Below are 13,733 nucleotides of genomic sequence, written 5' to 3'. Positions count from 1 at the left end.
ATGACCGGAACGGTTTCCCGACTCGCTCGCCGCGCGGCCATCGCGCTTTCCTTCCTCGTCGCGGGCGCGGCCGTCGCAGCGCCGGACGGCGCGCACGACTGGCTCGACGTCTCCAAGCGCCTCGCGCACCTCGGCGGCGGCGTGGACTTCACGCCGCATGGCACGCAACCGGGCCTGTTCAACGACCTCATCTACTCGGACAACTGCGCCGCCTGCCATCGCGGCACCAACACCGCCGGGCAGCCGACGCAGACGACGTTCCGGCCGTATTCGACCTGGGCCGGCTCGATGATGGCGAACGCGACGCGCGACCCGTTGTTCTGGGCCGCCCTCGACGTCGCCAACAACGACGTGCCCGGCGCGGGCGACTTCTGCCTGCGTTGCCATACGCCACGCGGCTGGTTCGGAGGGCACGTCGTGAAGGGCGCGTTCGGCGGCGCCAATGACGTCACGCTCGGCAGTGCCGGCTGCCTGCTGTCGGGTCGTTACGACTCCGCCGACGACCTCGATTCCGATTTCGGCGGCACGACCTGCCACTACTGCCATCGCCTCATGCCACAGGGGCCGCTCGGCGAACCCGGGTACATCGGCAACGCGAATGCGTGGCTCGACGACGGCGAGTGCGAGAACACGGGCGAGTTCGAACCGTGCCGGCGCGGTCCGTACACCTACACCGGCGACGGCTCGCAGCCGCCGCACGCATGGGTGCAGTCGGCGTACCACGCGCAGAGCGCGATCTGCGGCCTCTGCCACGACGTGAGCACGCCCGACACCTCGAGCGGGCCCTTGAAGACGCTCAAGCTCGCGAACGGAATCGACTCCGGCCTGCCGTTCCCGATCGAGCGCACGTTCTCCGAATGGCAGCAGAGCGCATTCGCGGACGTCGTCTTCCGCGACGGCCTCGATCCCGCCGTGACGGGGCAGGCATTCCCTGCGAAAGGAGCGGTGTGCCAGACCTGCCACATGCCGAGCAGCGAGGATCCGGATGCGAGTGCCTGCGTGTTCAGCGGGTTCCCGAGCCGCACGGGTAACCTGCCCGTGCACGCATTCGCGGGCGGCAATACCTGGGTGCCCGGCATCCTCAAGGGTCAATACGGCGCCGGCATCGTCGCCAATGGCGGCATCGATCGCTCCGAAGCGTTCGACCAGACGATTGCGTGGGCGAGGCAGATGCTCGCCGGCGCCGCCTCGCTGTCGACGACGATCCAGGGCTACACACCGCCGAGCGGGTCCACGCCCGGATCGCTCGCGGTACAGGTCAAGGTGACCAATCTGAGCGGCCACAAGCTGCCGAGCGGCTACTCCGAGGGACGCCGAATGTGGTTGAACCTCCAGGTGCGCGATGCCGCGAACGCGCTCGTGTTCGAGAGCGCCGCCTACGACGACACGAGTGCGATGCTCGCGCAGGATCCGCAGGCACGCGTCTACGAAGTCCTGCAAGGCATCTACAACCACAATGGTACGAATGCCTGCGATGTCGTGGACGGCGAGGGCAACGCAATGTTCCATTTCGTCCTGAATGACTGCATCGCCAAGGACACCCGCATTCCACCAGCCGGCTTCCGCCCGGCCACGAGCGGCGATCCGAACGGTTACACGCTGCGCCCGGTCGGTGCCACCTATCCGGAGACATCCCCGGGGTCGGGCATCCTCGTCAACTACGATTCCGCCAGCTACGCGATCACCGTGCCTGCTGGAACGAGCGGACCGCTGACCGTGACCGCGCGCCTGTACTACCAGACCGCGAGCCGCGACTACATCGAATTCCTGCGCGACCAGGCCGTCGAGAATGGAACCCCGGCGGAAAACACCCTGTGCGCGTCGGGGCCCGGGCGCCCGTTCGCGGTGGGACCCCAGGACCGCTCGCGCGGGGAGTACGCGTACCAGCTCTGGAACAACGCCGTGGACGACCCGCTGCAGCCGGGCTATGGAAAGTCGCCGCCGGAGCTCATGCAGTCGGCGAGCGCGACCACCCCTTGAGGTTGTCCGGCCGGGCGTGTTGCGTCGCGGCAATCCGCCGCGGCCGCACGTGCTAGATTCGGATTTTTGCCGCGGGAGCTGCGTCCGGTGGTCCGGTCGGAGCAGCGCGGCGGCAGGACGCTGCCGACACGGCATTGGGCTGGCACGTCCGCACCTGCGGGCGGCCGATCGTTGCTTTGGGGGCTCGATGAAGCGTCTATTCCTTTCCGTTTGCATCACCATGGCATGCCTGTCCGCCGCGCACGCGGGCCTGGCCGTCCGCACGGCGGATACCGATGTGATCGCGCCGCAGGCCTGGTCCGCCTGGGGCGGTTCGATGGGCGTGCGCTGGAATTACGACCTGATGGCCAACCTCGGCATACGCGTCGAATCGCGTTCGGGGCAGACCAGGCAAACCGACTTCCACGGCCACGAATGGTTCGGCTTGCGCGAAGCCGGCGGCCTCGTCTTCAGCGTGCGCGACGCGTCGCTGCAGAAATTCGAGGGCGGTTCGCTGTCGATCACGGGCGGCTACGTGCTGGCGCTTCCCGACGGCAGCCGCATCGATTTGCGCAACGCGACGTTGCGCGTGAACGCGAAGAACCCGCTCGTACTCGATCTCGTCTCCACCGACGGCAAGGTGTGGTTCCACGCCGATCGCATCATGTTCGAGCTGACCAACTCGAAACGCACCCTCACCGTGTACACGGCGGACCTGCGCATCACGAACGAACTCGCCAAACGCCTCCGCGCTCCCGTCGCCGAAGGCTGGTCGCTCGGTGATTTCGCGATGAGTACCGAGGTCACGATCGAAGGCAGCGGTGCGCAACCGAACCGCGTCTGCGAGCCCTACCCGTGGCCGGGCGTGGCCGTGCCGGGCGTGCCCGGCGCGACGTACCAGGCGGACCTGTTCATGCAGAACATCTCCATCCAGACGGCCGGCTGCCAGAATTGCAGCGGTCCGAACGGCACCGGCATCGCGGCCTTCGCGCCGTCGTCGACCCTGCGCAACAACGTCAATGACGGTACCGCGCAGCAGACGATTTCCGACCCGCTCGGCACGAGCTCGGCGCTGTACACGGCCGACGTCGCGTGGTTCACCAAGTTCAGCGGCAATCATCCGCCGTACAACAACGACCAGCACCCGTTCCTGATCTGGAACCTCTATCGCATCGATGCGAACGGAGCCATCTCGCAGATCGGCCGCTCCGGCGTGAAACATGCGTTCGTGTCCACCAACAGCGGCTGCACGAGCACCTGCGGCGTATTCGGCGGCAATGCTCTCGGCCTCGGCTGCAGCGACACCTATTCCAACAGCAACAACGACAGCCCGAGCAACATGGGCCCGCGCAGCGAGATCATCCCGGCGACCGGCCAATGGGGGCGTTGCGGCTCGATCTTCGACACCAATTGCGACGGGACGCAGAACAGCCCCAACAACACGTCGTGGACGCAGCGCATGAAGGTGCCCGAGAAGAAGCTCGCGCACACGAGCGGCGACGGTGCCAGCTTCCTGTTCGAGTCGTGGTACATCGTCCGCGACGACATCAACATCTACAACTCGATGGCGACCGAATCGGTGAACCCGCAATTCTCCGGCTCGATGTGGGCACTGACTGGGGCGTCCGGCTACCGGCTCGGTGGCGCGATCGACCGCTGGGTCGATCCGACCAACCCGGGGCCCAACGCGAGCACGTCCGAGCTCAGCGTCCCTGAAGGCCATGCCAAGGTGGCCGTGAAGGTGACCGCGCTAGGCAACGGCAAGTGGCGCTACAACTATGCCGTTATGAACTTCGACTTCGCGCGCGCCGAAACCCAGGGTTCCGAGCCGAACCTGCGCGTGCTCAGCAACAAGGGCTTCGACAGCTTCAGCATCCCGGTGCCGGCCGGCGTGTCGGTACTGTCGCCGGCGTCGGATGCGGGCGGCACCGAGGTGAACGGCAACTGGCGCGCGAAGATCGCCAATGGCCAGCTCACCTTCAGCAACGACGGCAGCCTCGGCGGCATCGGCACGCGCGACACGCCGTCGGCCTCGTTGCCGACACTGGACTGGGGAACGCTGTATTCGTTCTCGTTCATCGCGTCGGCGCCTCCTGCGAGTGGCAGCACGACGTTGCACGTCGCCACGACGGGTACGCCCTCGTCGTACGCCGTGTCGGCCTTGGTGCCGACGTCGCCCGTGCGATGAATGCCCCGCATCGTCGTCCGGGTCCGACGATGCGCGCCGAATGCGTGCCGCCCGTCTCGTCACGGGCGGCACCGGCGTACTACATTGGACGAATGACGCTCGCTCGGCGTCCTCGCGGTGCGGGCGTGGCCGCACGCACCGTAATCTGCCCTGGGGAAATGCCATGAATCACACCATTCCGATCGCCGTGCCCGATGCCTGCGCGGCGGCGAATGCGAAGCAGCCGCGCCGGCTCGCGCCGACCGGGCGGCGCATCCATGCTCGTTGAACGGCGTCTGCGTGCGTTCGCGCTGGGGTTGCTCGTCCTCTCCGCGGCGACGGTGGCGTCTGCGCTCGACTTCACGCCGCACGGCACGCAACCGGGGTTGCAATCGGCACTCGAAGACCCGAGCGGTTGCTCGTCCTGCCATCGCGGCAACAACGCGGCCACGCTGCCGTTCATGCCGCACTCGAGCTGGAGCGGCTCGATGATGGCCAACGCGACTCGCGATCCGCTGTTCTGGGCGGCGCTCGACGTCGCGAACGCCGACGCAGCGCGCATCGGCAAGCCAGGTGTCGGCGATTACTGCCTGCGTTGCCACGCGCCGCGTGGCTGGCTCGAGGGAAACGTCGTCAAGGGCGGCAGCGGCGGTTCGCTTGGCGAAGCGGGATGCCGCCTGCTCGGGAACTATGCCGCGCACGACGGCAAGTCGAACGATTACACCGGCGTCGACTGCCACTACTGCCATCGCGCGATGCCCGTGGGCCCGCAAGGGCAGGCGCTCCTGGTCGGCAACGCGAACGTGTGGATCGACGATGCGCTCACCTGCACCACGCCCGACGGCTCGATCTACGGCGGTCCATGCCGCCGCGGCCCATATTCGTACACGGGTCCGACCGATCCCTTGCAGCCGCCGCACGGCTGGACCTACTCCCGGCACCACGCCGATTCTGCCCTGTGCGGCAGTTGCCACGACGTGACGACGCCGGACACCGACGAAGGCCCGCTGCGCACGCTGATCCGCGCCGACGGAAGCGACGGCGGCAGGCCATTCCCGATTGAGCGCACCTACACTGAATGGACGCGCAGCCTGTTTGCCGAAGCGATCTTCCGCGACGGCATGGGCGACGCACCGGGCGGCGTGCCGGTCGTCGCGAAGGCGCAGCAGTGCCAGTCGTGCCATATGCGGGCATCCGACGATCCAAATGCGAAAGCGTGCCTGCAGAATCCGCCCGGCTCGCGCACGGGCAATCTTCCCGTGCATGAATTCGCCGGTGCGAACACCTGGGTGCCGTCGATCATCAAGGGCGAATACGCCGCATTGCTGGGCACGACCCAGCCCGGCGATTTCGATCGCACCATTGCCGCGGCGCAGGCGATGCTGCAGGGGAGCGCGACGGTCGCTGCGAGCGTCACCGCGTACCAGCCGCCCGCCGGCGCGGACGACGGCAGCCTGTCGCTGCGCGTAGACGTCACGAACCTCAGCGGACACAAGCTGCCGACAGGATATTCCGAGGGCCGGCGCATGTGGATTGACGTGCAGGTGCGCGACGCCACCGACCGGCTCGTCGCGCAGAGCGGCGCGTACGATGCGGCCACTGGGGAACTGGCAGAGGATGCGCAGGCGCGCGTCTACGAAATTCTGCAGGGCGTGTGGGACGCCGGTTCGCAGGCGTGCGTGTTCGAGGAAGGCGGGCGCCGCCAGTTCCATTTTGTGCTCAACAACTGCGTCGCCAAGGACAACCGCATTCCGCCCATCGGTTTCCGTGCGACGACTGTGGACGACCCCCTCGGCGAGGAAGCCGCGCCGGTCGCGGCGAACTATCCGGAAACCTCACCGGGCTCGGGCGTGCTCGTAAACGTCGACCGCGCCGACTATACGTTCGTGTTGCCGGCATCCGCGACGCCGCCGTTCATCGCGAGTGCCACCTTGTACTACCAGACGTCGAGCAAGGAGTACATCGAGTTCCTGCGCGACGAAGCGACCGACAACGCGACGCCCGCGGAGAATGCACTGTGCAGCGGAGGTCCTTCGCGCCCGTTTGCGGTAGGGCCGCAGGATCGATCGCGCGGCGAATTCGTCTGGCAACTGTGGAACAACACACCGGACGACCCAGGCCAGCCGGGCTACGGCAAGTCACCACCCGTCGCGGTCACCGCGGCGAGCGCGACCACGCAAGGGAAACGAGGGAAATACCGATGAACTGCAAGTTTGCCGCTGCCGCAGTGCTGGCGGGCCTGCTCGATGCGTGCGCAGCGACGACCGTGCCGCGTTCCGGCGCGCCGCAGCCAGGGTCGGAACGCCTGCGCGGCTACGTGATGAGCCGGCGCAACAGTGATTTCATCATGGTCGACGGCAAGGAACTGCGCCGTGAGGTCGAGTACGGTTGGGACTATGATCATGCGCTCGCGTTGCGCAAGGTCTTCGACTTGGACGGGCATCTGCTCGAAACTGCGGAACTCGCAGGCGCCGACCTCGGCCTCACCGAAGCGGAGCAGGCCCGTGCGCGCGCGTTGGTCGTCGCCGACGAGCGCCTGCATGCCCTGGTCGATCGTCCCGACGTCGTGATCTGGGCGGGAGGGTTCTCGTTCCGCAAGCCGGAAGGTCAGGACTGTGTGCGTGGATCGCGCTGCATCCACGTCATCGCCGCCGCGGACCACGGCACCACCGCGGTTGCCCATGCGATCGTCGATCTGCAAGGCGACCGCGTCGTCTATCCGTTCTACCAGCCGGCCGATGGCGAGCCGGGTCCGAAATTCCACGGGGAGTGATCATGATGCGTCGATGCAAGTTCGCACTGCTACCGTTGCTCGCGCTCGGCGGCTGGAACGTGGCCCATGCCGATTCTCCGACCTGTACGAGCCCCGAAACGCTCATGCGATGGCCTGCGGTGAATCCGATCTGGGAAATGTGCTGGCTGCCGCCGGACCAGAGCGCAGGCCCGCGCGGCTCCGGCATGGAACTGCGCAAGGTCTATTTCAAGGGCCACCTCGTGTTCGTGCGCGCGCACGCACCGATGCTGTTCGCGGAGTACATGAACGGCATGGGCGGAGATTGCTATCGCGACTGGAAGGACGACACTTCACCGGTGCTCGCCGACATCGCTGTACAATCGCATCTCGGCATCCCGGTGGATCCGCCCGCGGCGACCACCGCGTGCGACCGCTCGCAGGACCCCACCGCATCCTACGGCACGTGCCCATTCCAGCTGCCGGGATATCCCAATTCGAATGCGACCTGCGGTTCCGGCTTCGCCATCGAGGACAATGGCGACCACGTTGTTTTGACGACGCAGTACCGCGCCGACTGGTACATGTATGCATCGCGCTGGACGTTCTGGGACGACGGCCGGATCGAACCGTCGTTCGGCTTCGGCAACCGCAACGGCACGTACAATACCGTGACACATTGGCATCACAACTACTGGCGCATGGAGTTCGACATCGACGCCGGCCACAATACGATCAGCACCAACGGCGTCGACCAGGCCACCGAGTTCGCCGACCTGCGCAACCTGACCGGCGGTCCGGGTGGTGTTCCCAGGACCTGGGAAGTGCGCAATCCGGTGACGGGTAACGGTTACAAGATCGTGCCGGGCAGCGCCGACTACGACGTGCCGGCCAACGAGTCGGGCCGCGGCTTCCACACGGTCGACGTGATGGGCACGCGCCAGCACGACAACGAATACGGCGACAGTCCGAACTACGACCTGTTCGACTGCCAGATGGACAAGGATGCGCTCGTCAACGGCGAGAGCATCGCCGATACGAACATCGCTTTTTATTACCGCGTCGCGGTGCGCGACAGTACGGCCAATAGCTGGCCGCCGGGGTGTTCGGGTTCGAACTGCATTCCGCAGGATTCGATGGTCTGCAAGAAGGTGGGTCCCACGCTCGTCGCATTCGGCCCTTGGGTCGGCTCGAACCCGGGCCAGCCGGCGGCGACTGTCGCGCCCGGCAACGTCGAGGTCACGGTCGTGCAGGGCGGCAACGCGAACGACATGTTCGGCCTGACCAATTCCGGTGACGTCGGCAGCACGCTCACGTACACCATCGACACCGCGCCGATCAGTTGCGCGAACCCCGGCCCGGTCGCATGGCTGGCGCGTTCGCCCGACCAGGGTTCGGTCGCGGCCGGTGCGACGGCGACGATCACCGCGAGCGTCGATGCGGCCGGTCTCACGGCGGGCAGCTACACCGCGATGATCTGCGTGCACAGCAACGATCCCGCGCACGCGCTGATCGAAGTGCCGGTCACCGCCAACGTGCTGATCGACCCCGCCGACGTGATCTTCGCCGACATGTTCGAGCTGCCGTAAGCGTCCGGCGGGCGCCGCGATCGCGGCGCCCGCCGGACGCCTCGTGCCAGCGTCGGGTCGCACCGCGGTTGAGCGCGCCTCGCGCGTTCAACCGTCCTGCAGAAATGGCGGCGTCGGGCAGCCGGAGCGAAGCCTCGCATGAGCACGCCTTGTGCGCGACTGCAGGGCCGGATCCTCCACGCCGCACGGCGCACGCGTGGCCTCCACGCCGGCGCCACATTTCAACGGGGCGAGAACTCCAGCACGTGCTGCGCCGGGCCCGGCAGGAACGGCGTCGGTTTCCCCGCGGCCCAGTCCGCATGACCGGCGCCGTAGTACGGTGAGAGTGGATGGCCGCTCTGGCCGCCCGGCATCATGAAGTAGCCGTGCGCTTCGTCGCCGGGAGCGACGGCGAAGCGCTCGGAGGCGCCGAAGTCGGGCGCCTGCACGCGCGGCATGTGGCTGTCTCCCGGCAGTGCCTCGTACGGCATGTCGAGCCAGCGCGCGACGAACGCGGGCAGTCCGCGCGAGAGTGGGTGCGCGATGCGCGCGGTGTTGCGTTCGCCCCAGGTGCGCGCGGTGATGCCGCCCGGTTGCGCATCGAGTTTCCGCGCCGCGCGATCGAGCGCGGCGACCAGCAGCGCGTCCCAGTCGGCGTTGCCCGGCGGCAGCAGGTGCGCCGGTCGCTGGCCGAGCAGTTTCCACACCGCCTGTTCGGACTGCGGCAGCTTGGGCAGTGCGAAGTCGGGAAACTGCTTGCGCACCGCGCCGGCGAACCCGTCGAGCACCGCGTCGACGACCTCGCCGCGCCAGGCGCGCACGAGGCGATAGGCCACCGCATCGATCGAGGCGTGGCCGTTCCATCCGGCGAGGATCTGCTTCACCTTGTCGTGCAGCGCGGACGGCGGCGCGCGGTTGAGTTCGAGCGCGAGCAGGTCCTTCCAGCGCTCGAGGAACAGCGCGCGGTCGTCGAGCTGGATCTTCAGCATGTCCTCGACCTTGAAATGCTCGTGCGCGCGCAGCGTGTCGCGGATCTGCGCCGCACGCGCGCCGAGGTCGTAGCCGCCGTCGCCGACCCGCTCGAGCGCCGCGCCTTCCACCGAGCGCTGGTTCGCGCTCCAGATGCGCTTCCATGGCGGGTTGGCGACGAGCGGATGCAGGTCTTCGGCGAGCCAGCCGTCCCAGCCCGTACCGGGCGTGGACCAGTCCGCCGGCAGCAACGGGTCGAAGCCGCCGACGCGCCGGGGAATGCGGCCCGCGATCGTCCAGGCGATGCTGCCGGCCTTGTCGCCGACGATGAAGTTCTGCGGCGGGATGGCGCTCGCCTGCGCGACGCTGATCGCCTCGTCGATGTTGCGCGCCGCCTCGATGCGGATGAGCTCGACGTCGATCCCGCCCGGCTGCTGCGCGACCCAGGCGAGCGCGAGCGCGGTGCCGTCCACGTCCCTGGCGAGGATCGGTCCCCAGCGCGTCTCCTCGACTTCGATCGTCTCGTCGGCGGCGCCGTGCACGTGGATGCGCTCGGCGTGCTTCTCGGTCGTCGCCCAACCTTCCGGTACGCGATAACGCGAGGGATCGTTCGGGTCACGAACGACGCGCACCCAGTCGGCCGTGTCGGCATAGCTGTTGGTGAAGCCCCAGGCGACGAGCCCGTTGCTGCCGGCGATGATCGCGGGCGTGCCGGGCAGGCCGGCGCCGGTCACGTCGATCATCGCGCCGGTGCCGCGTGGATCGGGATAGACCACGCGCGTGCGGAACCAGAGGTTCGGCACGCGCAGGTCCAGGTGCATGTCGTTGGCGACGATCGCGGCGCCGTCGGCGAGCGAGCCCGCGACCGCGAACGCATTGCTGCCGGGCACGCGTGGGTCGGTCACGCCGTGGCTGCCGCGCAGCAGCGCCGGATCCAGCGAGCGCAGGTCGAGGTCGGTGGCGGGCGGAACCTCCGGCCACGACAACGGCGCGCCGGCGATCGGCGCGTCCCAGCCGCCGCCGCTCGCGCCGAGGAACGCGTAGGCCGACGCGGGCAGCGCGGCGTGCATGCGCATCAAGGCGAGCTCGCGCTTGTCCTCGGCGTCGTTGAGGGTGAAGGCCATCGCGGCGACGACGAGCAGGGTGTCTTCGCTGCGCCACGGCACTGGCGCATTGAACGTCGCGAGATACGCGAACGGCCGCACCGCGAGGTCGGCGAGTCCGGCGTTGATGCCGTCGCGGTAGGCGTCGAGTGCGTCGCGCTGCTGCGACGGCAGGGCGGCGAGCGCGCGCTCCATGCGCGCGCGCATGCGGTGCGCGCGCGCGGTGCGGTCGAGTGGCAATGCGGCCGGGCCGAACAGCTCGGCGAGTTCGCCGGCCGCGCGGCGGCGCAGCATATCCATCTCGAAGAAGCGCTCCTGTGCGTGCACGTAGCCGAGCGCCCAGTTCGCGTCGCGCCGGCTCTGCGCGCGCACGGTGACGGTACCGAGCGCGTCGCGCTCGACGCGCACCGTTTGCTGCAGTGCCGCGTCGCGCATGTCGCCTTCGTAGCGTGGCAGGCTGCCGCGCAGCAGCAACCAGCCTGCTAGCGGCAAGGCCAGCACGATTGCGGCGACGGCCAGCGACCGCCGAAGCAGCGAGCGTCTCGTTCGAGGCATGTGGCATCCTGGTCTGGTGGGCGCCGCATCCTAGTCGATCTGGCGTCGGTACGGGCGCGCATTGCTGACATGCAGCATGCGCGCTGGTTTGGTAAAGATGAGACGCAGTTGTGACGATCGTGTCACAGGCATATAGTCCGGAAGCCTCGCCGAACCATGTTCCGCGCGGTTGTCCGAGGATTCGAAATCGGTAGATGACGGCACCGTGCGAACGGCGCCGTCAACGGAGTTCGCTCCATGTGACTGGGGTCGCAGATGTTCCGATGCAGCGTTGTCTGGTCTCGCTTCAGCAGCAGGAAGTTGCTTCATCCAGGGGACGGGGATCCACTGTTGTTCCACAACGCTCGCCGGGAGCTTCGGCAGGCGCGTTTTTATGTGGCCGCCATTCAGGCGGCCGTCGATCTACGGGGGTATATCGCATGAGACGCTTGTTGAAATTGACTTTGGCCCTGGCGGCCACGGGGGGCACGTTCGCTACGGCCGCCGCCGTTGCGGTGCCAAGCGCGGCCGGACCGGCCGCCGACACGATCCGGTCGACGGCTGCGCGGATTGGCGTGCCGGCGAATACGCAGGCCTTGCCGCAGGTGCCGGAAGCGATTGCTCCGTATTGCGTCAACACGTACACCAGCAATGTCGAGCCGATCACGCTCGTCAAGATCAATGAAATCAACAACACGTCCGCCGGAGCGACCGGCGGCACGGCGCACGAAGACTTCACGGCGGTCGTCGGCACCCTGCGTCCGGGTGCGACCTACGCGATCACGATGAAGGCCAATACGGACGGCCCATTCTCGCACGGCAACGCGCTCTACGTGGACTGGAACCAGAATGGCGTCTTCACCGATGCCAATGAAGGCTACTGGATCGGAACCATCACCGACTCGACCGGCACGGATGCTCTGTCCGTCACGGCGCTGATCACTGTTCCGGCCGACGCCGTGCTCGGCAACACGCGCCTGCGTGCGATGACGGCGTACGACACTGTCGATCTTTCCGAACTCCCGCCGTGCCGCACCGGCGCCGGCTATGGCCAGTCCGAGGACTACACAGTCACGGTCGATACGAATGCCGTCGTTCCGGCGCTACCGCTGTCGGTCTCGGCGAGCTTCACGCCCGCCGCCGCCGCAGTGCCGACGAGCACCACGCTCGCGATAGCGGTCGGCAACATCAATACCGCCGCGACGCCGACGACGGCCGATTTCACCACGACCTTGCCGGCAGGCATGACGCTCGCGGCCAATGCCACGACGACCTGCCCAGGCACGTTGACCGGCTCGTCGGGCGACTCGGCGATCACCTTAGCGAGCGGCGCTGCCATTCCGCCCGGCGGGTGCACGATCAGCGCGAACGTGGCGGTGTCCGCGGCCGGCAACTACGCCGTTACAGCGGGTCCGATCACCACCGCCGAGGGCAACGCTTCCGCCGTTGCGAAGTTCTTCGGCTGGAACTTCACGCAGTCCACGTCGTACGACGTCGGCTTCGAAGCTCCCGACTACACCGTGGCCGCGATCAACGGCCAGCAAGGCTGGTCGGCGCGCGGCTCGAACGTCGCGACCACGGTACCGGCCAACGGCACGCAGCACTTCAGCCAGAACAGCGCCGCGTCCCCGAACACGAGCAACAATGCGCTTGCGATCTCGCCGCAGTTCCCGGTGGGTACCACGCGCTATGTCGCGGTCTCGGCGAACCTGCGCATGACGCATACGACCAACGGCGCCAGCTGGTACTTCCAGCCGCAGGATCCGGATGCGAGTTTGGTCACGACCTATGTCCGCTTCAACCGCACGGGCAACTCGATCGATTCAATTCTCTGGTCGGGGGGCACCGGCACGTTTACGCCGACCGGTGCGACGTTCACGCCCGGCACTTATTTCAACCTCAAGCTGCTCGTTGACCGCGCAACCAGTAACGTGCGCATCTGCAAGGATGGCGTGCAGATTTTCGAGACGACCGACGGCAGCGGTACCACGGGTGGCAACAACGTCAGCAACATGGTGTTCCAGCAGGTTACGGGCAGCGGCCAGACCGCCAACAACACCTTCTTCGCCGACGACCTCAACGTCACGTACACGCCGTCCTACAACTGCGACGGCTCGTTGCCGCAGCACACGGTGACCTCCAGCATCGGCACGCCAGCGGGTTCCATTTCCCCGCTCGGCGCGCAGTCGGTCAACGAGGGTGACTCGATCGCGTTCACGCTGACGCCGGATGCCGGCTTCCACATCGATACCGTGGGCGGCACGTGCGCGGGCTCGCTGGCGGGCGACACGTACACCGTCAGCAACGTCCTCGCCGACTGCGACGTTGTCGCGAACTTCGCAGCGGACATCGTCACGCATACCGTCACGGCCGTGGTGGGTACGGGCTCTGGCACGATCACGCCGCCGAGCGCGGTGGTGAACGACGGCGACACGACGGCGTTCACGGTGACGGCGGACGCGGGCTCGCACATCGACACGGTGACGGGTTGCGGGGGCACGCTGGCAGGCAATACGTACACGACGGGCGCGATCACGAGCGACTGCACGGTCACGGCGAACTTCGCGGTGAACACGACGCCGCAGCCGGCGTTCTTCAACGGTGCGTTGACGACGAGCAGCCCGACGTTCGCCAACCCGGGCGGCTCGACGTCGGGTACGGGCGTGCAGTACTACTGTGCGCAGGAGTTCACGGTGGACACC

At 67.5% G+C, this 13,733-nt stretch carries 7 protein-coding genes; 6 read left to right on the top strand and 1 reads right to left on the bottom strand.

The features are described from left to right. The 5 genes from EV148_RS12620 to EV148_RS12600 all read left to right on the top strand — a co-directional run bounded on the left by EV148_RS12620 (position 1) and on the right by EV148_RS12600 (position 8,446). Positions 1-1,980 (top strand): hypothetical protein, encoded by a 1,980-nt coding sequence (locus EV148_RS12620; RefSeq protein WP_131998792.1) that lies wholly within the window; start codon positions 1-3, stop codon positions 1,978-1,980. 220 nt (positions 1,981-2,200) lie between these two features. Further along, positions 2,201-4,147, top strand: a complete 1,947-nt coding sequence (locus EV148_RS12615; protein WP_131998790.1) for a hypothetical protein — start codon at positions 2,201-2,203, stop codon at positions 4,145-4,147. Positions 4,148-4,404: 257 nt separating this feature from the next. Further along, a complete protein-coding gene (locus EV148_RS12610) occupies positions 4,405-6,330 on the top strand; it encodes a hypothetical protein (RefSeq protein WP_131998788.1) in 1,926 nt (641 codons plus the stop codon). After that, positions 6,327-6,899, top strand: coding sequence for a hypothetical protein (locus tag EV148_RS12605; protein WP_131998786.1), 573 nt, complete (start codon positions 6,327-6,329; stop codon positions 6,897-6,899). The genes EV148_RS12610 and EV148_RS12605 overlap by 4 nt, the downstream gene beginning before the upstream one ends. A gap of 2 nt (positions 6,900-6,901) precedes the next feature. After that, entirely contained in the window at positions 6,902-8,446 is a 1,545-nt protein-coding gene (locus EV148_RS12600; protein WP_131998784.1) for a hypothetical protein, read from the top strand. 221 nt (positions 8,447-8,667) lie between these two features. Here EV148_RS12600 and EV148_RS12595 read toward each other — a convergent pair whose 3' ends face one another. Continuing rightward, complete coding sequence (locus tag EV148_RS12595; RefSeq protein WP_131998782.1) at positions 8,668-11,052, bottom strand: penicillin acylase family protein; 2,385 nt, start codon at positions 11,050-11,052, stop codon at positions 8,668-8,670. Between the two features lie 554 nt (positions 11,053-11,606). Between EV148_RS12595 and EV148_RS12590 the strand changes: the two genes are divergently transcribed. Beyond that, positions 11,607-13,733 (top strand): DUF7933 domain-containing protein (locus EV148_RS12590; RefSeq protein ID WP_199222779.1); only part of this gene is annotated, 2,127 nt, incomplete at its 3' end.

This window comes from Dokdonella fugitiva, assembly GCF_004342425.1.
GTDB lineage: Bacteria > Pseudomonadota > Gammaproteobacteria > Xanthomonadales > Rhodanobacteraceae > Dokdonella_A > Dokdonella_A fugitiva.
Note: the sequence above shows the minus strand (reverse complement) of the source record. Positions and strands in the feature narration are given on the sequence as shown.